Here is a 22,832-nt window from a genome sequence, read left to right as displayed (position 1 = left end):
ACAATAAAAGCGCTACTCATGATAAAATAGAATGCGAGTTTTTTTAAGGAAAAGGTGATTAAATGGCTACAGCCAAAACTGAAAGTAATGAAAAAGCACTTGAACAAAAACACCTTGATAATGTTTTAAAGCAGATCAAGGAGCGAGAAAAATCTTTAAAAAAGTCAATTAAATCAGCTGAAGGCGAAGCGCGAGATATTAATTCACACTTTTTTGACGATGTTAAATTGGATTATGACGGCTACTCTACTTCAATGGAAACTGCGCTTTCAATTCACCAGCAGCAACAGCTATTGAGTGAGCGTGAACATGCTTGGCAGCATTCTGCTAAGCAGCTTAGTACGGCGGAACGACTTGAGAAGCGCCCATACTTTGCTCGAATTGATTTCAAGGAGCAAGGCGAAAAGAAGCCAGAAACCATTTATGTTGGCCTGGGTTCATTTGCTGATAAGAATGATCATTTCTTGATTTATGATTGGCGCGCGCCTATTTCATCTATTTATTATGATGGTAAGTTGGGCAAAGTTTCTTACAACTCACCAGAAGGTGAGATCACCGTCGACATGACCAAAAAGCGGCAGTTTATGATCAAAGATGGCAAGATTATCAACATGTTTGATACCAATGAATCAATTGGTGACCAAATGCTGCTGGAAGTTTTATCTGAAAAATCCAGTACGCAGATGAAGTCAATTGTGACGACTATTCAACGTGAACAAAACAAGATTATCAGGAATACTTCTGCGGACTTGCTCTTTGTTCAAGGTGCGGCCGGTTCTGGCAAGACGAGTGCAATTTTGCAGAGAATCGCCTTTCTGCTGTATCGCTATCGCGGCAATTTGACCTCAAGCGATGTAATCATGTTCAGTCCTAACCAATTGTTCAATGACTACATCAAGAACGTTTTGCCTGAAATGGGTGAACAAAACATGGTGCAGATGACTTATTGGCAATTCGTTGCCCGTCGTCTGCCGGGGATGAACGTTGAAAATCTATTCAAGCAATTTGAAGACCAAACTGCTGATACTAATATCAGTAAGTTTAAAGACTCAGTCAATTTCTTTAATCTCTTGACGCGGTATGCTAAGCACTTGAATGAACGCGGCATGATTTTTAAGAATATTTATTTCCGTGATAAAAAGAAGCCATATTTTGACAAGAAAAAGATCAAGGAGATCTATTATTCTTACAATCAAAATTATAATTTAGCCAACCGAATTGATGCTACGCGCGAAGAATTGATCAAGATGCTTAATCGCAAGATTGCGCCTGAAGCACGTAAGGCTTGGGTGTCTAGAACAATTGAAGGCCTTAGCCAAGAGCAATTGAATGATTTATATGATCGACCAGATCAAGAATTCGAATCCGAAAAAAAGGAAGAGGCTTTCTTAGGCAGAAAGATCGTATTAGCTGCCTTGAAGGGTGTCCACAAGCGGATTTTGCACAATCATTTTATCAATATGCGGGCACAATACCTAAGTTTTTTGCGTGCCGTACCGAAGATGATGGATCTAGGCAAGTGGGACATTGATGAAGCCGAGTGGATGAAGCACGTTGAAGAGGTAAAAGAGAACTTCAAGAGCCATAATATTGCGATGAATGACGTTTCTGCTTATTTATACTTATACGACTTAATTACCGGTCGTAGGACTGACTTTGAGATGCGTTACGCCTTTATCGATGAGATTCAAGATTATACGCCATTCCAATTAGCTTATCTGAAGTACAACTTTCCTCGTGCCAAGTTCACGATGTTGGGAGACTTGAATCAAGCAATTTTTACTAAAGATGAGAGTCGCAGCTTGCTTAAGCAAATTTCAGGTTTATTTGATCCAGAAAAAACTGATGTGGTGCAGCTAACTAAGTCATATCGTTCGACTAAACAATTGACTGATTTTACTAAACAGATATTGCGTCAAGGTGAAAAGATCGAAGCCTTTAACCGCCAGGGTCCTAAGCCAGTAATCTGGGGCAGAAAGACTGATAAAGACACAGTTAACGTCTTAGTAAAAGTTCTAAAAGAAAATGAAGCGCAACATTTTACTACGGCTATTATTACTAAAGATTTGGCCAGCGCGCGGTTTGTTCATGAACAATTGAAGGCAAAGGGCGAGAAGGCCACTTTGATTGCTACAGCCAATCAAAGGCTGGTTGATGGTACTTTGGTGATCCCATCATATTTAGCTAAAGGACTAGAATTTGACGCCGTAATCATGTGGGGCGCTTCTAAAGAGAACTATCATCAGCTTGATGAAACACAATTAGTTTATACGATCACTTCACGGGCAATGTATAAACTGGATGTCATTTATACAGGAACCAAGAGTCCGTTATTAGATGTGGATTCTACGACGTATGAAGAAAAATAATTGACAAAAACAAAATTATCATTTACTATTTTAAACAACATTAAAAACAACTTAGAACAGAAGCAGTAGTGTTAGTTGCAGTAATAGAGAGTCTTTGCTGGTGGAAATAAGACATGAGCTAGCATGAAGTCACATCTGTGAGTCGGTTCTTTGAACTTAGTAGGGGAATCCGGGATAGCCCGTTATAGCTAAAGGTTGATTATTAACTTAGTGAGGCAGGTTATGTGAGTAATCTGCGAACATGAGGTGGAAGCACGATTAGTTCGTCCTCGTAGCCAATTGGCTGCGGGGGCTTTTTCTTTAGATAAATAATCAACCTAGTGAGGTATTTTGCGTGAGCAAGTGCAAACATGAGGTGGAAACACGATCAGTTCGTCCTCTTAGGCTAGTCCTAAGGGGACTTTTTTATTAGGGAATAAAGGGTGAGAATATGTCAGTAAAGTATATCGGAGAAATTTTACCAGCCTTGTTGAATGGAGCAGGGATGACTTTAAGCATCTTCTTTTGGACGTTAATTTTAGCAATTCCATTAGGAATATTAGTTTCATTAGGGGAAATGAGTAAAATTAAGCCTTTAAAATGGTTGGTTAATTTTTATGTGTGGATCATGCGGGGCACACCGTTATTAATGCAGTTGATCTTTGTCTTTTATGGCTTGCCAATCATTCAGATTGTCTTTCCCCGTTATCAGGCAGCACTGTTTGCCTTCGTTTTGAACTATGCTGCTTATTTTGCAGAAATCTTCCGTGGCGGTTTTCAATCAATTGATCAAGGGCAGTTTGAAGCGGCTCAGGTTTTGCAACTAAATCGCTGGCAAACGATGACTAAGATCATTATTCCCCAGGTAATAAAAATTGTCTTGCCTTCGATTGGCAATGAAGTAATTAACTTGGTTAAGGATTCCTCATTAGTTTATGTAATCGGCTTAGGTGATTTGCTTAGAGCCGGTAATGTGGCGATGGCTAGGGATGTAACGCTAGTACCATTGGTTTTAGTTGGAATTATCTATTTAATTTTAATCAGTGTTTGTGTCTTTGCTTTAAAGAAGCTAGAGAAACATTTTTCTTACTACAAGTAATAGAAAGCGTGAATTAAATGTTAACGGTAAAAAATTTATACAAAGAATTTGATAATCGGCCAATTTTAAAAGATATTTCTTTTACTTTAAAAGATGGTGAAATCATGACTATTGTAGGACCATCCGGAGCAGGCAAAACAACTTTGCTTCGAATTATCGCGGGTTTAGAGGATAAAGACAGCAGTGAAATTTTAATTGATGGTCAGCAATATGATTCAGGCAAGGTAGGGGTAGTTTTTCAGGAATACAATTTATTCCCTAACTTAAATGTATTGCAGAATATTACCTTGGCACCGATTGAAGTTTTAAAAGAAAGCAAAGAAGCTGCGGAAAAGAATGCGCGGGATTTGCTTAAGCAATTGCAGATGACTGGCCGAGAAAAGCAGTATCCGTATGAACTATCCGGTGGACAGAAGCAGCGGGTGGCGATCGCACGTGCCTTAGCAATGAAGCCTAAAATTTTATGTTATGATGAGCCGACTTCTGCTCTTGATCCTAACTTGCGTAAAGAAGTTGAAAAAATGATCTTGAACTTGAAAAAGTCGGGCTTAACACAGTTGATTATTACCCACGATTTACAATTTGCGGAAAATGTAGCTGATCAAATGCTCAAGGTGCAACCATTAAGTGAGGCGTAGCTATATGAAGAAGCGATGGATTTTTATTTTAGTTAGTCTTTTTGCGCTTTTTTTAACAGGTTGTGAAAGTGTGCAGAAACGGGCTAACAGTCAGGATACGTGGAATAAGATTGAACGGAAACGGCAAGTAGTCATCGGTTTAGATGATAGTTTTGTACCGATGGGTTTTGAAAAAAAAACGGTCAACTAACAGGCTATGATATTGATTTAGCTAAGGCTGCTTTTCAGGAATATGGCATTAAGGTTAGTTTTCAAACGATTGACTGGTCAATGAACGTGACAGAGCTGCGTAACGGTACGATTGATTTGATTTGGAACGGCTATAGCATAACGCCGCAACGGAAGAAGAAAGTTGCATTTAGTCGCCCATATTTGCGCAACCGCCAGGTACTAGTGGTGAAAAAGAATAGCGGCATTAACTCTTTTAGTCAGATGAAGAAGTATGAATTAGGGATGCAAACGGGATCAACGGCTGAACAGTGGTATGAAGGCAAGCAGAAAGTCTTGCGAGCTAAAAAGACCATTTTATACGATACGATTTCTAATTCATTTTTAGATTTAAAGGCTGGCCGAATTCAGGGTATTTTACTTGATGAAGTGTATGCTGATTATTACATTTCTCATATGGCCAAGAGCAACAATTATCGCGTAATTCAGAATGATCAAGTGCCGATGGATTTATTTGCGGTAGGGATGCGCAAAGGAGATAAGACTTTGCGTAGAAAAATCAATGCTGGTTTGGTTCGCTTGCAGAAAAATGGTAAGCTAAGACAAATTAATGAAAAATGGTTTGGCAAAAATAGCAATTATTTAGGAAATAAAAATGAATAATTTTTCTTTTAAAAAGATTGATGAAATGAGTGGGCGAGAAGTTTATTGCGTTGCACGTCTGCGCGATGAGACTTTTGTGGCAGAACAAAAAATTACGTTACCCGATTTAGACGATCAGGATCTGGCTGCAATTCAGGTTTATCGACTAAATGAAAAACAGACGACTGCAGTGGCTACATGTCGTCTATTTGAAGAAGATCATAAATGGATGTTAGGCCGGGTTGCCGTTTCTAAAAAAGTGCGTGGACGACATTTAGGCAAGAAGATGCTCGAGGCCGCTCACCAATATTTAAAAGAGCGCGGAATAAATGCACTCTATTGTCACGCCCAAATGAGAGTGAAACCTTTTTATGATAGTTTGGGCTATAAAGTTGTTGGTGAGCCGTTTGATGAAGGCGGCGTCCAGCACGTGATGATGAAGAAGAAACTTGGGCTATAAATACAGTTATTAACAATTAATACAAAAAACCGCTACAACTCGGTCAGAAGTGTTAGGCGGTTTTTGTTTGCATCAATGGATCTCAATAATCTGAACTAATTAACTTCTTTTTTATTGCAGGCACAATCTGCCCAACTAAAAATTTATTACCCTTATTGGTCAAATGTTGTCCATCTGCTTGATAATATGTCGAAATGTCTTTAAGCTTGTGCATTTTATTTAAGATATCCACAAATGGTGCATTGTATTTATGAGCAACTTTTTTAGCGATTGAATTATAAAGATTTAATCGTTCTTCGCCATAATATTGGTTAATTTCAAAATTATTAGGGTCAGGCAAGCATAAGCCTACAACTATTGCTTTGCCTACTGCATCAAGGATTGTGCTTAAGTCCTTTTTGTAACTTTCAGGACTAATGCCCCATGCCGTTGCAGCATCGTTATTGCCATATTCAACTACTATACGATCATATTTAGCCGGAATTTGTTCTAAAAAATCCACGCCTTCCACGGTAGTAGCGCCACTTTTAGACAAGTTTTGCACCTGTGCATAATTTCCTAAACTTTTTTGGAATAAATTAGTCACTAGATTAGTGTCTTGTCCATTGCGGTAGCCATTAAAAATTGAATCACCAAATAAAATAATTTTTTTCATTCTTAACGCCTTTCAATTATAATAAGTAAGTATTGTTTGTACGAGGAATGGATTATGAAGAATTATACAAGCTTTGAAAGAAATGAATGGGCTCAGCTTGCGCCCAAGGATAAAGTAAATATTACTAAAGAAGAATTGGCTGATATCAAATCTTTAGGTGATGTAGTTGATTTAACGGATGTACATGAAATTTATACGAGTTTGATCAGCTATTTAAACTTAGTTTACCAGCAAAAGAAGGTTGAGCAAAAGGCGCAAATTGAGTTTTTGCATAAATCATTTAAACCGGCTCCCTTTATTATCGGTATTTCAGGTTCAGTGGCGGTAGGCAAATCAACGACAGCGCGACTGTTGCAGCTACTTCTTAAAAGAACGTACCCAAATTTGAAAGTACATTTAATGACGACAGATGGTTTTATCTATCCGAACCAGGAATTAAAGCGCCGTGACTTAATGGCACGCAAGGGATTCCCCGAAAGCTACAATATGAGTTTGTTGAGTGATTTTTTGCGTGATGTTCTAAGTGGCAAGGAAGATATTGTTTATCCACTGTATTCACAGGAATTAAGCGATATTGTTCCCGGGAAATACGGTCATGTGAGAAATCCCGATATTTTGATTATTGAAGGGATCAATACTTTGCAGTTGCCTGAAAGTGGTCAGGTTGTAACAAGTGATTTCTTTGATTTTTCAATTTATATTGATGCCGAAGAAGATTTAATTGAAAAATGGTATATGCAGCGCTTTAAGAAAGTATTGAAACTGAATAAAGACAAGCCCAATAATTTTTATTATGCACTGGCTAATGGCCCGATCGATCAAGCATTGCAGCTAGCAGAAGAAACTTGGCAAATGGTTAACTTAGTTAACCTGCGTGAATATATCGCGCCAACTAAAGAACGAGCTAGCTTGATTTTGCATAAAACTAACGGACACCTAATTGATCGCATTTACCTGAGACATATTTAGTTTGGTATAATAAAACAGATAAGGAGATAAATTTTATGCAAGCAATTAATTTAAAAAAAGGCATGATCTTTAGTCAAGATGGCAAGTTGATTAAGGTATTGAAAGCTAATCACCACAAGCCTGGTAAGGGTAATACCGTGATGCAAATGGATTTGCGTGACGTGAAGAGTGGTGCCGTTGTTCATAAGACAATGCGTCCAACTGAAAAGATTGACTTAATCGACGTTACTAAAAGAACTGCCCAATACCTTTATGGCGAAGGTGATGTTTATACCTTTATGGATACTGAAACTTATGATCAATATGAAGTTTCAGCTGATCAATTAGGCGATGACGTTAAGTTCTTAATGCCAAATATTCAAGTTGATATGGAATTTACTGGTGATAATAAAATCATCGGGATTGAATTGCCTTCAACTGTTGAAATGACTATTAAAGAAACTCAACCTGAAATTAAGGGCGCAACTGTTGCTGGTGGTGGTAAGCCAGCTACGATGGAAACAGGCTTAGTTGTGCAAGTTCCTGACTTCATCAAGGAAGGTGAAAAGTTAATTATCGGTACTGAAAATGGTGATTACAAGTCACGTGCTGATAGTCAACCAAGATAAAGATATTAAAAAGCTCTCAAAACGAGAGCTTTTTGTTTACCCTAAATTACGTCGCCATTTCGAGCATCAATTTTAACAGTTCGTTTTTGACCATGCTGGACTAAATTAACTTTCCAAATTGCACGGTCATTATCATCTGTTAATTCCCAAAAGATAGGTGTCCCGCCACCAATTTCCTGGTTAGCAATTTTATTAGCTCGACTGCGTGAAATAGTTTTATTTAAATTCAAAGTAGTTTCATCATCATAGTCATAATCAAAAATTTGGGTTGATTGACCAAGGATTTTGTTATTAGTTGCATCGATTTGAATGCTACAGTCCTTAAGATTATCGTAGCCAGTGATGTTGTAAAGGTAGATGTTGTCCCTAAGTGTCAAAGAAATGGACTTGATTTTGGCACTAGAATAGAGTGATTTAAATTTTTGCACCGCATCTTTTTGACTGACATGGATAGCTGGTAATCGATCGCTTGAATAATTGACATTTTGTGTTTTAGTAACTGAATTAATAGTACGAACGGTAAAATTGCTTGGCTTTTCTGGCTGCCGTGCATTAAAAATAAGTGTTCCCGATATCCCGATTGCGATTCCAGCAATCATGCTGGCGATAATTAAGAAAAATTTTTTCATGATGTTACCTCTGTTATAGTTTTAAAATATTATATTTTAATTATAAGCTATATAGAAAAAGGTGACATGATGTTTCTAGTTATTTAAGGATTTCTTATCTCTTTTGTTGCATGATTGCAATTTAGTAACTTATTGGTAATTATTTGAGAAACAGCATAATAAGCGCAATTAATGCCGGTAGCATTTGCACGGTGAAAATCTTTTTAGTTGCGGTAAAACCACCGAAGATAGCCACGACTACAATGAAACCTAATAGCAGTTGCCAGATTGAAAACAGCACTGCCCCTTTGAAGATGAAGAAGACCAAGATCATTAATAGACCGAGCATCCCATTGTAGATGCCTTGGTTAGCCATTGAGATTCTGGCTGCTCGTTGCTTAACAAAATTGATATCCATGTCAAAGGCCTTTGCCTGCATTTCTGGTTTGCCCAATATTTCTAAGAAGCAAATTCCAATATGTTCAATTGCTACGATAAAAGTTAATATGATTCCGATAGTTGTCATTCAAATTTCCTCCTAAAAAATTACTTACTAAAAATAATAACTAAAGTATTGACATCTGTAAATATTTTAATTATTATTAGGCTTATCAAAAGTAAGAAGGAGGATGAATTACATGTTAGTACGTCAATTGCAATGTCAAACTGCAGAATGTTGTTGTCAAAACAGCATTTATTTGTCGTACTCTAATGTGTCAATTCATCTGAGAAGCTATTACTGATTAACTAGTTAAGAGTGTAGTTTTAATTTGGGATGTATTCCGCATGGAGTGCATCCCATTTTTTGTTGCCAAAGAAAGGAAAAAACGATGGCGAAATTTAAGAAGATTTTAGCAGGTATGACAGTAGTTACAGTGGGAATAATTTTAGCAGCCTGCGGTAAAAATAATAATGCTGTTTCGTCAGATAAGAACACTCTGAATTTAAGTGCCGTAGCGGCCTTGGATACGATCGACATTAGTAAGTCAAGCGGTTTTGGTCAAACTGGGAACGTATTTGAAAGTTTCTATCGTTTAGGTAAAAATGGCAAACCGGATGCTGGTTTAGCGAAAAGCGGTAAGGTTTCTCAAGATGGCAAGACCTGGACTTTTAAGTTAAGAAATGCCAAGTGGTCCAATGGTGATCCGATTACTGCCCAAGATTTTGTTTACTCCTGGCGCAGAAGTTTGAATCCTAAGACAGAATCTCCTTATGCTTATTTATTCAGCGGTGTAAAAAATGCGGATGCAGTTGCTCAGGGGAAGCTGCCGGCAAAAGAATTAGGTATTCAAGCAACAAGCAAGGACACGGTAGTCATTAATCTAAATAAACCGATCGCTTATTTCAAGGTTTTACTAGCCTACCCATTATTTGGACCACAAAATGAAAAGGTGGTTAATAAATATGGCAAAAAGTACGCGACTAAAGCGCAATATCAAGTATATTCGGGTCCATTTGAAATTAAGAATTGGAACGGAACCGGAGATACCTGGGAATTTGTTAAAAATAATGATTACTGGGATAAAAAAGCAGTTAAGTTAGATAAAATCAATTACCAAGTAGTTAAATCCAATAATACGGGCTATCAAATGTACCAACAAGGCGAGTTGGATCTGACGCCATTATCGAGTGAGCAAGTGAAGAACTTGAAGAGCAACCGTGATTTTACGTCATATCCATATTCATTAGTAAGATTCTTGCTGTATAATTTTAAGGATCCCAATACTGCTAATCGTAAGGCCTTGAATAATAAAAATATTCGCTTAGCTCTTTCATTAGCAATTGATCGTGATATTGTAACGAAGAAAATCTTAGGCAATGGATCAACTTTGCCGACAGGTTTTGTTGCTACTAATTTAGCTAAAAATCCACAGACCAATGCAGATTTTGCCAAAGAGCAGGCAGTGAAAAATACAGTAGATTATCAGCCATCTTTAGCTAAGAAATATTGGCAACGGGGATTGAAAGAAATTGGTGAAAAGACTCTGAACTTTAATGTATTATCATCAAATGATGAGGCTGATAGTGATCAGTTGACACAATATTTGCAGTCGCAGTGGACTAAAGAGTTGAAGGGAATAAAGGTAAATATTACCAATGTTCCAGATAAGTCTACAATTAGGCGCGCGCAAGCAGGCAACTTTGATATTTATCTGTCTCATTGGGGCGGCGACTTCAATGATCCAATGACCTTTATGCAGATTCCGCTGACGGGTACGTCATATAATTATGGCAAATGGACTGATGCAAATTATGATAATTTAGTCAAAAAGGCAGGCAATCAAGATGCTAATGATCCAGAGACGCGCTGGCAGGACTTGGTTAAGGCAGCTAAAATTGTAAATGGTGAACAGGCAATAACGCCGATTTATCAGCAAACTACGGCATATTTGCAGAAGCCGCGAGTTCATGGCATTATTCATAATACGGCTGGTACGCAATGGTCTTATAAATATGCTTATGTGAAATAATTTAAGAATCTGGAGTAATTCTAGATTTTTATTTTAATAATATTATTATTGCATTTGCAACATAAGTGAATATAATATTTTTAGGTGAGAAAATGAAAGAAGACATTTTAAGACAAATCGGGACAATTGCGCGTGCGCTAGATTCGATTGCCAATATTGAGTTTAAAGAAATGCAGTTGAACCGCGGACAGTATTTATATTTAGTGAGGATTAAGGAAAATCCGGGAATTATTTCTGATCATTTGGCAGGGATGCTTAGCGTAGATCGAACCACGACGGCAAGAAGCGTTAAGAAATTAGAGCAAAATGGGCTGATTAAAAAAGAAAGCGATCAACAAAATAAAAAGATCAAGCATTTGTTTGTGACAGACAAAGGGCAAGAGCTAGCTAAGAAAATTGAAAAAGAAAATATTTATTCTAATGAGCAAGTATTGAAAGGTTTGGATAAGAAACAACGTCGAGAGCTGGCCAACTTATTGAAACAAGTGGAAGATAATGCGAGTGCTAGTTGGCATTTCGTTAAAAATGGGGGAAAGAGGAAGTATTGATAGATTATACAATTAAAAGAGTTACGATTGCTGATGTCGAAGAATTACAGAAGATTTCACGTGAAACTTTTAAGGCGACTTTTGATCCGTACACCGCACCAGATGATATGAAGCAATTTTTGAAAGAAGATTATGAGACGAAAAAGTTAATTAATGAGATCAATAATCTAGATAGTCGCTTCTTTTTCTTGATGGTAGGAGATGAAGTTGCGGGCTATTTAAAGATTAATGTTGGGGATGCACAAACAGAATATTTAAAAGAAAATGCGCTAGAAGTTGAGCGGATATACTTACGGGCTGCCTTTCAGCATCGCGGCTTAGGCAATATCTTGTTGGATTATGCGGAAGAGATTGCGAGAAAAGAAGGCAAGGATTACATTTGGCTAGGCGTTTATGAAAAGAATATCAATGCGCAGCATTTTTACAAACGTCATGGCTTTGAAAAAGTGAGTCAACATACCTTCCAAGTGGGGAGCGATCCGCAAACTGATTGGTTGTTGTTGAAGAAATTGTAAGTAAAATAAAAAAGCGAGCTCAGCTCGCTTTTTTCGTTGAAATTATTAATTAATCATCATTACTGTCGTTATCGTCATGGTCAGTAGTTACAACAGCCCTTGAATGAGCGTCGATCTTAACTTCAGTTACCTTGCTGCCATCGCTTACTTCAACATCCCAGTAAGCTTTACCATTGTCGTCGTCCATTTCTAGGTGCCATTCTTGGCTAGTACCCTTAACATGCTTTTCAACGATCTTGCTTGCTTCGTCGCGGCTGATTACGCTGTTCAAGTTCAAAGCCTTTTGTTCATTCTTGTCGTCCATATCTAACTTTTCAGAACGAGCACGGCTTATTTGACCAGTCTCGGCGTTAACTTCTGCAGTGTATTCATGAGTAGAGTCAAAGCCGTCAATTTCGTAAACATATTGGTTGCCTTCAAGCTTCAAATCAATACTCTTGATGTGCTTATTCTTAAATTGACCGTTGAACTTGTCTAAAGCCTCTTGTTGAGTTAATTTGATCTTCTTAGCGTCAGTTTTGATCGTGTCTTCTTCAACTGGGGTTACTTTTTCTGAGGTGCTTGACTTAGATGATTCTGAACTTTTCTCTGAAGAGTTCTTAGTGGTGCTCTTTTGAGTAGTTTTGGCATCATCATCACTATGGTTGTTTGAACAAGCAACTGTTCCTGTTAATAAAGCTGCACCTAATGCAATTGAACTAGCTAATTTAATTAATTTCATGGTATCTATATCCTTTCAATATTCTTATTTTTTCTATTTTATTTAGTCGTCGTAGTCTACGCTGAGAACTTTTTTAGTATGAGCGTCGATCTTAACTTCGCTTTCGTTGCCGTGCTTGGTTACAGTTACGTCCCAAACAGTGCGCTTGCCTGAGCGGTTCAATGTCCATTCTACTGCTTTACTGCCAGAAACTTTCTTTTGTGCGATTTTGCTTGCAGTTGAGCGAGAGATAGTCTTCTTTAAATTAATTGCTCTCTTTTCAGCTCTGTCATCATGATCCATCTTTTCGGAATGGTGAGAAATCACCTTGCCGCTGGAAGCGTTGATCTTCATGTCATATTCTCTAGTTGAAGTATACCTTTCGATTTCGTAAACGTAGCGGCCGTGTTCCTTTTCTAAAGTGATGGATTCGATCTTAGCTTTCTTGTATTTTGCGTGGAACTTCTTAATAGCTGAGCTTTGTGAAATCTTAATTTTGCTTGAAGCTGCTTGAGCAATAGTTGGTTCAGCGATTTGCGTAGTAGCAACAGCTGCAGTGCCTAAGCCTACAAGTGCGATACCAGTAACAGCGATTTTCTTGAAGTTAATTGATTTCATAATTCGTTCTCCTTAAAACTTAATATTTGTTTTTTGCTTTACTTGATATATTTATAATACAGTGAAAATTCAGTTTAAAAACTAAAATTTGATAGAGTTTAAATGAAGATTTCTTCATTTTTCTATTGGCAGATATACCGTAAAGATAGTGCCTTGTGGCGAGTTGTTTTCTATCGTAATCTTGCCGTGATATTTGTTAATTTCAGATTTAACGATTGCCAGACCCAGTCCTGATCCTGCGATCTTACTGGAATGCGAATTGTCTTCACGATAAAAACGATCAAAAATTTTTTTACGGTTCTCAGGAGCAATCCCCATCCCGTGATCTGCTACCTTAAAAATGACTTGCATGTCTTTTTGTAGCAGAGAAATGTTGATTTCACTATTTGCAGGTGAATATTTAGCCGCATTTCCCATCAAGTTGTGCACAATATTTCTAAAATCAGTTGTTTGAATAGGAAAATCCAGCTTTTCTGGCAAGTGTGTGCATATCTTCTGTGGATAAACGCTACTAACTTCCGTGATTACATCAGAAATAATTTTTACTAAATCAATCTTGGTAATTTTGCTATTGCTATAATCAATTCTCCCCAGTGTTAATAGCTCGTTGACCAATGCCTGCATCTTTTGTGATTCCTTATCAATATAATTCAATGAGGAAGCCACAATCTCGGGGTGACTTTGGCCATGGCGTTTGATTAAATTAACATGTCCACGGATGGCGGCGATCGGCGTCTTCAATTCGTGCGAAGCATCGCTGACGAATTGATGCTCACGTTGAAGCGCATTATGCTGAAAAGCAAGCAAATTATTGAAAGAGCGCGCCAAATTTTTAATTTCCATTGGCTGCTGCGGTACGGTAATTTTGGTTCGAGCACGATTACCGTTTCTAATATCTTTGATCTCCGCGTTCATGTGTTGAATTGGGCGACTCCACTTGTGGGCAAAGCGTCTAATTAGCGGAATGCTTATTAAAATAGCAAGAGCATTAATGCCGAGCATCGTGAAGAAAAGCCAGCTGATTAATGCAAATAATTCATCAATATTCAAGGCAACATTGATACGAAAGCCATGATGAGTAGCAGAATTTAAAAAGTAAATATGCTTTTCAGTGAAGACCATACTTTGGTAATGCCGATGGTAGCCAATTTTCTTAAAAGTCTCATGGGCATCTTCGGAGTAGTAGGTTCTGCCTTGTGGCGTGGTCAAAGTGATTGCATCATCTTCTTGCTTGGCCAAATAAGCATCAAGCAGGGCAGTCCAATCGTATTCGGGATTCAGATTTTCTTCAACAGCTTCAGCGATATCTTGGCTTCGTTCTTGAGCGTGATGATAAATATAGGCAGAAGAGATAACTAAGAAAGCAATATTGACTAAAACTAAAATAATTGTAAATAAACTAACAAAAAGCTGCGTTAATTGTTCAGTGGTTGTTTTAACTTTCATTTTCTACTCTTAAACAATAATCTAAACCGCGGACGGTTTTAATAATGTTTTTGTAAGGCGTACCTAACTTGTTACGGATGTTACGAATGTAGACGTCTACCGTGTTGGTTTGTCCAACGAAGTCGTAGCCCCAAACTGCATTAAGCAATTCGTCTCGACTTTTAACTGTTTCAGGATCACGCATTAATTCAACTATTAGTGCGAATTCCTTTGGAGTTAAATAAATTTTTTCATCATTGCAATAAAATTTGTGCTTTACTAGGTCAACCTTTAATGGGCCGCATGTAAATGAAGTAGTTTCTGTGTTTTTGTGTTTGTTTTCGCGCCTAAGGCGGCGCAGGATTACTCGAATACGTGCGAAAAGTTCTTCAATATCAAACGGTTTAGTAATATAGTCGTCTAATCCTTGATCTAAAGCTGAAGTAATATCAGAAGCAGAATTTTTGGCAGTTAGCATAATAATTGGGATATCGCTTTGCTTGCGAATTCTTCTTAAAACAGTGATGCCATCGTATACTGGCAGCATCCAATCCAATAAAATTAGGGTTGGATCTTTGTTTTTAAACAGTTCTAACGCTTCTTTACCATCTTGGGCCCAGATAACTTGGTAGCCTTCTAGTTCTAGTTCAGTTTTGACAAAGCTCGCGACGCCTTCTTCGTCTTCAACTAGCAGTATTTTAACATCTTTTTCGTCCATATCATTTTCCTCAAAGTAAAAAGGCAGGAATTAATTCCCACCTTGAATATTCGTTAATTAATTCCCACCTTGAATATTCGTTAATTAATTTTGACCTTTAAAAGTACCATTTTCTACTTCACGGATGAAGTCGGCTAAGTGCTTGTAGTAAACTGCTGGGTTATCAACCATGTGGTGGTGACCGCCATCAGGAGTAGTAACCAAGCGTGAGTTAGGGATCTTCTTTTGCATAATCTTAGCAGTTGAAATTGGCATAGTTTCGTTTTCACCGAAAGTCAAGAGAGTTGGGCACTTGATCTTGTGGAGTTGGTCTCTAAAGTGCCAATCTTTTAATTTACCAGTAATAACGAATTCATTGTCGCCTTGGAAGGCATTGTAGACAGCTGTGCCGCCGATGTCTTTTAAGTGGTAAAGCTTAGAAGGCTGCTTGCGGTCAACGAAGTTGATGTTTAAGATTTGGACATCATCTTGGTAGCGCTGGTTGTCGTAATCGTTGTTCTTTTCACATTCGTGCATGAAGTCAATTTCAGTCTGCGGAAGAACTTCTTGTCTTCTTCTATTAACTGAAGCAACATATTCATCAATTTCATCAACCATTGATGAGATGATAGCACCCTTTAAGTGTTGACCGTATTTAACGGCGTATTCTTGCACTAAAAGTCCGCCCCAGCTTTGACCGATCAAATAAATGTTGTCTAACCCCAGCTTTTCACGAACTTCGTCAACTTCATCTAAGAAGTATTCGTAAGTTAGATATTTCTTAGCAATTTCAGGATCTGAATAATCAGGTTGATCTGAATAAAGGGAACCCAATTGATCGTACATGGTAACTTGAACGTCCAAGCCTTGCTTCTTTAATTGTTCAGCAGTATCTTCCCAGTATTCGTGATTGCCACCAGGACCGCCATGCAGAGCTAATAAGTGAATATCGCCTTGGCTTTGAGTGTTGGTCCAAAGGTGATAACCGTTGTCTAAAGTAATAATTTTAGTTCCAGTTTTCATAAAAAATCCTTTCCGTTTTTTCTATATAATAGGATCAATACTCTAATTATCGTCTCAGTTTGAGAAAAAGACAAGTAAGCGGGTATAACAAGTAAGCGGGTATAATATGAAGATAAGTATAATAAAGGAGTCGTTTATGAGTCTTAAATACGCTAAAAAAAGCCAGTTGATCAGCTATACTATTTTGGCAACGATTAAAGCTTGCAACATTGTCTTTGTTGCTTATATGATTCAGATCATGTTAAACGTTGCTTCATCTGGCTCCCATGACTACATGCATTTAATTCGCTTGGCCGCACTGACTGCGTTGGGTCAGATGTGTTTTATGGCTAGCAACTTTATCTATGAGACCATGAAGATGGGCATTATTCGTGATGTCAACATGACTTTGAAGCGGGCAAATTTGCGCTATTTGGTTGATCAAGGCGATCCAGATGTCAAAAGCGGCTTGTCGCTGATGACGAATGACTTAAAGCAGATTGAAACTAACCGCATTACAGCTCAGCTTGATATGATTTTTCAAGGATTATCATTTGTTGGAGCGATTACGTTTGCTTTTTATAGCTCTTGGCAGATGACGTTGGTCTTCTTGATTGCAACGCTGGCTCCAGCACTCGTTCAGATGATTACGAGCCCTATTATTACTAGGAGAGCCGAGGTTTGGGCGCAAACTAACGCTAATTATACGCAGAATGTGTCTGATTCTCTGAATGGAGCGCAGGCTACAAAGCTGTATAACGTTAGAACAAATATCGTCACGCGTGCAGCCAATGCAGCCCAAGATATGGAAAATGCTTTGCGAAATATGACTTTAACTCAAGCTTGGGCACTAGAGTTAATTTATTCTGCAGCTGAATTGTTTTGCTTCATTGTACCATGTACCATTGGTGGGATCATGATGATGCAGGGTAATTTAAAGGTTGGTACTTTGGTCATGATGGTTGATTTAGCGATGAACTTTATCACGCCAGTCGTTACGCTTTTTAATGAATTTAATCAAGTTAAATCGACGGTGCCAATGTGGGAGAAAACGCAGAAGGCGCTTGATCATGTAATGAAGGATGATGGGCAAAAGATCGACCATTTCGAGGGAATGGAAGTAGCAGATCTGTCTTATATTACTAATAACGATCACAAGCGCATTTTTGAGGGCGTGAATTTGCAAGTTAAACCTGGTGAAAAGGTACTATTAATGGCTCCGAGTGGCTGGGGCAAAACGACGTTATTGCGGCTGCTTTTAGGAATAAGAAAGCCTAAGGATGGTAAGATTTTGCTTAATGGCAAGAACGTAACGGGTAATTGGGATGCAGCACATAATTACTTTTCTTATGTTAATCAAAAGCCGTTTATGTTTGACGATACTTTACGCTTTAATATTACTTTGGGGCGTAAAGTTAGTGATGAACAATTAAAACGAGCTATTCATCAAGCGGGATTAGATGAATTAGTTAAAGAACAAGGCTTAGATAAACGAGTTGGTGAAAATGGTAGTGAATTATCTGGTGGACAGATTCAAAGAGTAGAGATTGCTCGAGCACTTTTATCTGGCAGACCGATATTGCTAGCAGATGAAGCTACTAGCGCACTTGACTCCAAGCTTTCACTGGGTATTCATGAAACGCTGCTTAAGAATCCTAATGTAGCTGTGATTGAGGTAGCGCACAAGATCTCCCCAGAAGAAAAAGCCATGTTTGATGTGATTATTCACTTAGATAAGCATACAATTGAAACGAAGATGTAGGTGATTGGGCAGTCCCTATTTTTTATTAATTAAATTATATAGATTTATATTAAGCAATATTTTATAAATTATATTAAATTTATTAAAATGTAACAGCTTACATTATATAATTAAGACAACGAGAGTTTTGTTAGGAGGAAATCACTATGGCTGAACCTAAATGGCTTAAAGATATGAATGCCGATGAATACTTAAAAGAAGACTTTGATGCAAAAGGAAAATCAAAATATACTGTTGATGGTATTGATAAGTATGATCCTGATTGGTTAGACAAGGCAGCTAAGAAGGTTAATGCTGCAGAGGGTGATGACTATGTCAAGCTAGATGCAGGTCTTTTGACAGTTAACCAACTTAATTGGATGCTTAGAAACACAATTGGCGAAATGACCTTTGTTGACGATAATAACCAATTCTTGTGGTACAATCGTCCAACCGATCCTAACAAGAAGATGCTTGCTAAGCGTACGCCAGACCAAGTTGGTGACACGATGAAGGCAGTTCACCCAGACGTTCGTGATGTTATTCCAGATGCTAAAAAAGTTGTTCATGCTTTGCGGACTAAGCAGGATGGACATGATGATGTTTATATGCCAGTACCTACAGGCAACTTGAAGAAGTTGGTATTACATTACTACAAGCGTGTAGAAGATGATAATGGCAACTATGCTGGTATTTATGAATGGGTCCAAGATTTGTATCCATTGGTTAAGTACTTCTGTGAGACCACCGGTCAAAAGCTGGTAGTTGATGATGATGCCACAACCGGTGCAACTTATCGCAGAAACTCAGATCCAGATGCTGTCAGTGGTGCTTCAACTAAGGCTGCAGCAGCTAAGGAAGAAAAGCACGAAGAAGCAGAAAAGCCGGATACCATAACTGGTGCTTCACAACATTGATTCAAAAATTAAGATAAACAAAACCGACTCGATTGAGTCGGTTTTTGCTTGCCCTCGCTTTGTTTAAATATTATGTATTATTACTGATGAACATATTGTATATTGCACTTTGTATTTAAATTTCAAGTAGGATGTGTTACTAACGCAAAAAGCAAAAATGTCAATTCTTGTATTTGATTTTATGTCTACTATACTAGATAACGATGCTTTTGATAGAAAAAAACGGATAAGGCACAAGATATTGTATCTGTGAACCTAAAAATAAAAAGGAGTCGTTTGTAGGATGGAAAGAAAACATGAGAATTATTTTGTTTGGCTATTTAATCAGTTAAAGGGGTGGCCAGTACAAAATTACTGTTTATGGTTTTTCGCATTTGGTTTTCAATTAGCTTTGCTTATTCAAGGCAAGGTTACTAGTGTAACTTTGATTACGTTTATTGGTACTTTGTTAGGTACGTTATGCGTGTTGGCGATTAACGCTACTAAGGCAATTAACGGATGGTTAGGACTTATTTCTGCAGCTTGTTTTATTTATGCAGGTTGGTCAGCCAAGAATTATCTTTCCATCTTTGAACAGATTGCTTATATTGCAACTTTAGACTTGCCAGTTATTTTAGCTGTAAAGTCTTGGAATGCCGATACTAAGAACCATTTGAGAAAGTTTGGTTAAAAAGAATGGATTATCGCGATTTTGGGTACATTGCTAGTATATGTAATTTCTGGATTTCTGATTGGCAAGTTTACTAACGATCCTCGTCCTTGGATTGATGCAATTAGTTTTGCTATTTCACTTACTGCCGGAATTATGTGTTTCATGCGTTACAACAATCAATACTTTTGGTGGACGGCCAGTGGCGTATTCCAGTTGATTCTTTGGGGCGTGACTTATGCGCAAGGGGATGCCACTTTGGCAATGGCAATTAACTCGCTGATTTATGTAATTAATGATATCTTGGCCTTTACTGTTTCGCCATGGTTTAATATGGGAAGACGTCGTGAAGGACTAAAAGAAATAAAAAATTAGTATTAGCAAAAGTCATCATTTTTTGGTGGCTTTTTTGTGCAATAAGTAAAAGCTAAAAAATATTAACTTTTTATAAAAGAGACAACATGTCACTATTAATTCAAAGGCTTTCAAGGTAATATAGTAATTACCAAAACTATATAAAATACATAGATGTATATATTTCATTGGAGGCCATGAAAAATGACTGCTAAGAAAATTAATAAAATTGATATAGAATTAAGCCCTAAGGTTAAGAGGGTTGCTATGAGTACAGCATCTATTTTATTGGGTGCTAGCTTAATGGGTACAGCTAAACCAATTAAGAAAATCGTTGGTGATAAATATGATGATGAGATTGGTTTAGTAGTTAAAGCTGATACGATTGAAGGTACTGAAAACAGTAGTGATGTAGTTACTACTGTTGATCAAGAAGATCAAACTTCATCAGAAACCGAAAATACTACATCAACAAATGAAGTTTCTAACAATCAGAATTTAGAATCTAGTGAAGATAACGCAAGCAATAATGAGTTAAGTGGAAAAAATGCTACAGATAGTGTTCAAACAACAGCAGCTTCTATGGAAACAACAAATACAAAGGTTGAAGCTATTAATACTTCTGAGCAAACAACAACGTCTTCTACAGAAACAACAAATACAGCAGCTGGAGTAACCGCTTCTACACAAACGTCAGATGAGAAAACTGAAGTTGAAGTGAACACTTCCGTTCAAGCTCCTGAAACTACTACTGAAGTGAAAACTAATACTAGTGAAAAAGAGCTTGAAGAATCAACTTCAACTGAGACTGTTAATGAACAAGTGACTCCTGAAACACAAAAAAATAATACTTCCAGTGGTCAGGAAAAAACTACTCCTACATATCAAGATTCAGTTGATAAAGTAAATCAAATAAATGATGCAGCTCAAAAAGAGCTTCAAAACGCAATTGATACTTTAACCAAAGAAGTTGAAGCTCTGGGTGGTAAGTTAAATATTACTGTTGGGGATAAAGTTGATATCAATACTAATGTAAATGGTATTGAAACTAATAAGAAAGAACTTGAAAAGCATATTCAAGCGAAACTTGATAAATTTGATAGTGCATTAGCAGAATATAAGAATGCATTAACAAAATATGATGCTGATTTAGCAGAATATAAGAAAAAACTTGCTGAATACAATAAGAAAAAAGAAGAATATATTCAAAAACTTAAGGATATGGGGCTATGGAATGATGGCAACGTTGACTTAGATGAAATTAAGCAAGATTTGATCTTAAGTGATAAAGAAGAAAATACTAAGGTAGAAGCCGAAATATTAAACAACTTTGATAATCAAGTTGGTTTTATGAAAGGTGAAAGCATATTAGGATTCTTAGATCATTTCTATCAAATTAATGGTCAGATCAAAGATGAATTCTTAAAACTGACTTATACTGGATTTGAAAAGTCATACTACGGTAATGAATTAATTGGAAAAATTGAAATCACATTTAGTGATTGGACACCACAATTAAATACTCCCAATAAATATCAGGGTATTTATTTTGGTGATAAGTTAACAGATGGCTTCTTCTATACTAAGAGTGAAGGAGTAACTATGGGGATGAAGCTATATGATTCCAAAGGAAACCTAATCACTCTTAAATCTAATACCGCTTATATTACAGTTGGTTCATTAAACAGTACAGGAAAAGATACTAACTATGTTGAAAAAGCTGAAATTATTAATGGAACAAATCAAGGCGGTAACGGCGTTGTTATCCCAGGATCATCAGTAAGTATTCATCAAGGTCAATATGGCGATGTTTTATATTCTGATAAGAACAATGAAGTTTTAAATAACACAAATTTAAAAGATGCTATTGCAATTTGGGGTCAGGATATTGTCGATGAGTTTAAAAACTGGGATAGTCCTACTAATCGTTTAAAAGAAATCTTTGGTAGCGGATTATTCAAAGTATGGGGCGATGGAATTACGATTAGATTCAGTAATAAAGTCGGTTCTGCTTGGGCAACATACTCAACTACCGTTCCTAAGCTATCTTTTGAAGGAGTTCACCCTGGTAAAGAACCTGAAAAGCCGGTATTAAACGTATCATATTCCTCAGGAAATATGAACTTAGCAGCTAATGGTAGTGTTCACATTCATTATATTGATGTGCACGGCGTTAGTGGTGTAGTAGAGTATGAGCCTACTCATGGTATTCACTTAGATGATAGATTACAAAGCATTCTTCATTTAGGAATTGGCGATGAGTATACTAACCTATTGTGGGATTGGGAAAAACATGGCTATGTTTTAGCTACTTCTCCAGATAAAGTTCACCCTGGTACTCAAAGCGGTCAGATTGATAAAGAAGGCGAACAGCACTACTGGATTTATTTGACTCATGATACTAAAACAACAACTGAAAATGTAAATCGTGATAAAGAAGTAAATCAAACAATTCACTACGTTTATGAAGATGGATCTACAGCTGCTCCAGATCATGTAAGTATTAAACTTACTTTTAATCAGACAGGTACTCAGACTACGATTATTGACGTAGTTACAGGTGATATCATAGAAACGAAAACTGAATGGGACGGCGAATGGACAGAAACCCAACGCTTTGTAACGGTAGTAAGTCCAACAATTGACGGCTACACAGCAGATCGACTCGAAGTAGGTCCATATGACATTACAGTGAATAACGATAATTACGGAGAGAACTTGGATAAAGAAGACACCGTAGTTTACAAGGCTAATCCTGTAGTCCCAGGTCCGGATGATCCAAATCCTAAGCCGGATCCAAATCCTAAGCCGGATCCAGACCCAACACCGGACCCAGACCCGACTCCAGATCCAGATCCAGAACTGGAAGACTTTGTTCCACCTCTTCCAGAGGAAGAACCAGGAGCTGAGTATCCAGATTAACCTGAGAGAGAGGAAAAGGAAGATACTGAGGAAGAAACTACTGTAGCGCCTCACGCCTCAGAAAAGCCAGGTGCTAAG

At 37.5% G+C, this 22,832-nt stretch carries 20 protein-coding genes, 2 pseudogenes and 1 other annotated feature; of the genes and pseudogenes, 14 read left to right on the top strand and 8 right to left on the bottom strand.

The annotated features are described in order from the left end of the window. Nucleotides 1-62: 62 nt before the first annotated feature. From helD to BLP58_RS05340, 5 genes and pseudogenes are all read left to right on the top strand, one after another. Complete coding sequence (gene helD / locus BLP58_RS05360; RefSeq protein ID WP_013854717.1) at nucleotides 63-2,369, top strand: RNA polymerase recycling motor HelD; 2,307 nt, start codon at nucleotides 63-65, stop codon at nucleotides 2,367-2,369. Between the two features lie 43 nt (nucleotides 2,370-2,412). After that, nucleotides 2,413-2,643, top strand: a binding site (T-box leader). A gap of 156 nt (nucleotides 2,644-2,799) precedes the next feature. Next, nucleotides 2,800-3,447: an amino acid ABC transporter permease gene (locus BLP58_RS05355; protein WP_013854716.1), complete on the top strand. Its 648-nt coding sequence runs from the start codon at nucleotides 2,800-2,802 to the stop codon at nucleotides 3,445-3,447. Between the two features lie 17 nt (nucleotides 3,448-3,464). Next, nucleotides 3,465-4,085, top strand: coding sequence for an amino acid ABC transporter ATP-binding protein (locus BLP58_RS05350; RefSeq protein ID WP_013854715.1), 621 nt, complete (start codon nucleotides 3,465-3,467; stop codon nucleotides 4,083-4,085). A gap of 4 nt (nucleotides 4,086-4,089) precedes the next feature. Further along, nucleotides 4,090-4,916: pseudogene (locus BLP58_RS05345) on the top strand (amino acid ABC transporter substrate-binding protein). Further along, nucleotides 4,909-5,355, top strand: coding sequence for a GNAT family N-acetyltransferase (locus BLP58_RS05340; RefSeq protein ID WP_013854714.1), 447 nt, complete (start codon nucleotides 4,909-4,911; stop codon nucleotides 5,353-5,355). The pseudogene BLP58_RS05345 and the gene BLP58_RS05340 overlap by 8 nt, the downstream one beginning before the upstream one ends. Before the next feature lie 82 nt (nucleotides 5,356-5,437). On the opposite strand, the gene BLP58_RS05335 is transcribed toward BLP58_RS05340, so the two are convergent. Further along, entirely contained in the window at nucleotides 5,438-6,010 is a 573-nt protein-coding gene (locus BLP58_RS05335) for an SGNH/GDSL hydrolase family protein (RefSeq protein WP_013854713.1), read from the bottom strand. A gap of 54 nt (nucleotides 6,011-6,064) precedes the next feature. Here BLP58_RS05335 and coaA point away from each other — a divergent pair, with 54 nt between their 5' ends. Together coaA and efp are read left to right on the top strand one after the other, a co-directional pair. Then, entirely contained in the window at nucleotides 6,065-6,979 is a 915-nt protein-coding gene (gene coaA, locus BLP58_RS05330) for a type I pantothenate kinase (protein WP_013854712.1), read from the top strand. A 35-nt stretch (nucleotides 6,980-7,014) separates the two neighbouring features. Beyond that, nucleotides 7,015-7,587: an elongation factor P gene (gene efp, locus BLP58_RS05325; protein WP_013854711.1), complete on the top strand. Its 573-nt coding sequence runs from the start codon at nucleotides 7,015-7,017 to the stop codon at nucleotides 7,585-7,587. A gap of 41 nt (nucleotides 7,588-7,628) precedes the next feature. Here efp and BLP58_RS05320 read toward each other — a convergent pair whose 3' ends face one another. Beyond that, the gene (locus BLP58_RS05320) at nucleotides 7,629-8,216 is read right to left on the bottom strand and encodes a PepSY domain-containing protein (protein WP_013854710.1); all 588 of its coding nucleotides are present in this window, start codon (nucleotides 8,214-8,216) and stop codon (nucleotides 7,629-7,631) included. Nucleotides 8,217-8,355: 139 nt separating this feature from the next. Further along, nucleotides 8,356-8,721 (bottom strand): DUF1304 domain-containing protein, encoded by a 366-nt coding sequence (locus BLP58_RS05315; RefSeq protein WP_013854709.1) that lies wholly within the window; start codon nucleotides 8,719-8,721, stop codon nucleotides 8,356-8,358. A 304-nt stretch (nucleotides 8,722-9,025) separates the two neighbouring features. Here BLP58_RS05315 and BLP58_RS05310 point away from each other — a divergent pair, with 304 nt between their 5' ends. The 3 genes from BLP58_RS05310 (at nucleotide 9,026) to BLP58_RS05300 (ending at nucleotide 11,729) form a co-directional block, all read left to right on the top strand. After that, nucleotides 9,026-10,666, top strand: coding sequence for a peptide ABC transporter substrate-binding protein (locus BLP58_RS05310; protein ID WP_013854708.1), 1,641 nt, complete (start codon nucleotides 9,026-9,028; stop codon nucleotides 10,664-10,666). Nucleotides 10,667-10,758: 92 nt separating this feature from the next. Further along, entirely contained in the window at nucleotides 10,759-11,214 is a 456-nt protein-coding gene (locus tag BLP58_RS05305) for a MarR family winged helix-turn-helix transcriptional regulator (protein ID WP_013854707.1), read from the top strand. Next, the gene (locus BLP58_RS05300; protein ID WP_025084136.1) at nucleotides 11,214-11,729 is read left to right on the top strand and encodes a GNAT family N-acetyltransferase; all 516 of its coding nucleotides are present in this window, start codon (nucleotides 11,214-11,216) and stop codon (nucleotides 11,727-11,729) included. Before BLP58_RS05305 ends, BLP58_RS05300 begins: the two co-directional genes overlap by 1 nt. A 49-nt stretch (nucleotides 11,730-11,778) precedes the next feature. On the opposite strand, the gene BLP58_RS05295 is transcribed toward BLP58_RS05300, so the two are convergent. The 5 genes from BLP58_RS05295 to BLP58_RS05275 form a co-directional block, all read right to left on the bottom strand. Continuing rightward, nucleotides 11,779-12,450, bottom strand: coding sequence for a PepSY domain-containing protein (locus BLP58_RS05295; protein ID WP_025084137.1), 672 nt, complete (start codon nucleotides 12,448-12,450; stop codon nucleotides 11,779-11,781). 42 nt (nucleotides 12,451-12,492) lie between these two features. Next, nucleotides 12,493-13,047 (bottom strand): PepSY domain-containing protein, encoded by a 555-nt coding sequence (locus tag BLP58_RS05290; protein WP_013854704.1) that lies wholly within the window; start codon nucleotides 13,045-13,047, stop codon nucleotides 12,493-12,495. A gap of 114 nt (nucleotides 13,048-13,161) precedes the next feature. Continuing rightward, nucleotides 13,162-14,493, bottom strand: a complete 1,332-nt coding sequence (locus BLP58_RS05285) for a sensor histidine kinase (RefSeq protein WP_013854703.1) — start codon at nucleotides 14,491-14,493, stop codon at nucleotides 13,162-13,164. Then, nucleotides 14,483-15,190, bottom strand: coding sequence for a response regulator transcription factor (locus BLP58_RS05280; protein ID WP_013854702.1), 708 nt, complete (start codon nucleotides 15,188-15,190; stop codon nucleotides 14,483-14,485). Before BLP58_RS05280 ends, BLP58_RS05285 begins: the two co-directional genes overlap by 11 nt. Before the next feature lie 84 nt (nucleotides 15,191-15,274). Further along, nucleotides 15,275-16,192 (bottom strand): prolyl aminopeptidase, encoded by a 918-nt coding sequence (locus BLP58_RS05275; protein ID WP_013854701.1) that lies wholly within the window; start codon nucleotides 16,190-16,192, stop codon nucleotides 15,275-15,277. A gap of 136 nt (nucleotides 16,193-16,328) precedes the next feature. Between BLP58_RS05275 and BLP58_RS05270 the strand changes: the two genes are divergently transcribed. From BLP58_RS05270 to BLP58_RS05255, 4 genes and pseudogenes are all read left to right on the top strand, one after another. After that, a complete protein-coding gene (locus BLP58_RS05270) occupies nucleotides 16,329-17,933 on the top strand; it encodes an ATP-binding cassette domain-containing protein (RefSeq protein ID WP_013854700.1) in 1,605 nt (534 codons plus the stop codon). Between the two features lie 146 nt (nucleotides 17,934-18,079). Then, nucleotides 18,080-18,829, top strand: a complete 750-nt coding sequence (locus BLP58_RS05265) for a PAS domain-containing protein (protein ID WP_013854699.1) — start codon at nucleotides 18,080-18,082, stop codon at nucleotides 18,827-18,829. 283 nt (nucleotides 18,830-19,112) lie between these two features. Next, a pseudogene (gene pnuC, locus BLP58_RS05260) lies at nucleotides 19,113-19,853 on the top strand (nicotinamide riboside transporter PnuC). A 183-nt stretch (nucleotides 19,854-20,036) separates the two neighbouring features. Then, a complete protein-coding gene (locus tag BLP58_RS05255; RefSeq protein ID WP_025084138.1) occupies nucleotides 20,037-22,754 on the top strand; it encodes a GbpC/Spa domain-containing protein in 2,718 nt (905 codons plus the stop codon). The last annotated feature ends 78 nt before the right edge of the window (nucleotides 22,755-22,832 follow it).

It is taken from the genome of Lactobacillus kefiranofaciens, from assembly GCF_900103655.1.
Lineage (GTDB): Bacteria > Bacillota > Bacilli > Lactobacillales > Lactobacillaceae > Lactobacillus > Lactobacillus kefiranofaciens.
Note: the sequence above shows the minus strand (reverse complement) of the source record. Positions and strands in the feature narration are given on the sequence as shown.

Excerpts from the sequence above, each read along its gene's own strand:
- helD (WP_013854717.1), top strand. The coding sequence starts at position 63 with ATGGCTACAGCCAAAACTGAAAGTAATGAAAAAGCACTTGAACAAAAA.
- BLP58_RS05355 (WP_013854716.1), top strand. The coding sequence starts at position 2,800 with ATGTCAGTAAAGTATATCGGAGAAATTTTACCAGCCTTGTTGAATGGA.
- BLP58_RS05350 (WP_013854715.1), top strand. The coding sequence starts at position 3,465 with ATGTTAACGGTAAAAAATTTATACAAAGAATTTGATAATCGGCCAATT.
- BLP58_RS05340 (WP_013854714.1), top strand. The coding sequence starts at position 4,909 with ATGAATAATTTTTCTTTTAAAAAGATTGATGAAATGAGTGGGCGAGAA.
- BLP58_RS05335 (WP_013854713.1), bottom strand. The coding sequence starts at position 6,010 with ATGAAAAAAATTATTTTATTTGGTGATTCAATTTTTAATGGCTACCGC.
- coaA (WP_013854712.1), top strand. The coding sequence starts at position 6,065 with ATGAAGAATTATACAAGCTTTGAAAGAAATGAATGGGCTCAGCTTGCG.
- efp (WP_013854711.1), top strand. The coding sequence starts at position 7,015 with ATGCAAGCAATTAATTTAAAAAAAGGCATGATCTTTAGTCAAGATGGC.
- BLP58_RS05320 (WP_013854710.1), bottom strand. The coding sequence starts at position 8,216 with ATGAAAAAATTTTTCTTAATTATCGCCAGCATGATTGCTGGAATCGCA.
- BLP58_RS05315 (WP_013854709.1), bottom strand. The coding sequence starts at position 8,721 with ATGACAACTATCGGAATCATATTAACTTTTATCGTAGCAATTGAACAT.
- BLP58_RS05310 (WP_013854708.1), top strand. The coding sequence starts at position 9,026 with ATGGCGAAATTTAAGAAGATTTTAGCAGGTATGACAGTAGTTACAGTG.
- BLP58_RS05305 (WP_013854707.1), top strand. The coding sequence starts at position 10,759 with ATGAAAGAAGACATTTTAAGACAAATCGGGACAATTGCGCGTGCGCTA.
- BLP58_RS05295 (WP_025084137.1), bottom strand. The coding sequence starts at position 12,450 with ATGAAATTAATTAAATTAGCTAGTTCAATTGCATTAGGTGCAGCTTTA.
- BLP58_RS05290 (WP_013854704.1), bottom strand. The coding sequence starts at position 13,047 with ATGAAATCAATTAACTTCAAGAAAATCGCTGTTACTGGTATCGCACTT.
- BLP58_RS05285 (WP_013854703.1), bottom strand. The coding sequence starts at position 14,493 with ATGAAAGTTAAAACAACCACTGAACAATTAACGCAGCTTTTTGTTAGT.
- BLP58_RS05280 (WP_013854702.1), bottom strand. The coding sequence starts at position 15,190 with ATGGACGAAAAAGATGTTAAAATACTGCTAGTTGAAGACGAAGAAGGC.
- BLP58_RS05275 (WP_013854701.1), bottom strand. The coding sequence starts at position 16,192 with ATGAAAACTGGAACTAAAATTATTACTTTAGACAACGGTTATCACCTT.
- BLP58_RS05270 (WP_013854700.1), top strand. The coding sequence starts at position 16,329 with ATGAGTCTTAAATACGCTAAAAAAAGCCAGTTGATCAGCTATACTATT.
- BLP58_RS05265 (WP_013854699.1), top strand. The coding sequence starts at position 18,080 with ATGGCTGAACCTAAATGGCTTAAAGATATGAATGCCGATGAATACTTA.
- BLP58_RS05255 (WP_025084138.1), top strand. The coding sequence starts at position 20,037 with ATGACTGCTAAGAAAATTAATAAAATTGATATAGAATTAAGCCCTAAG.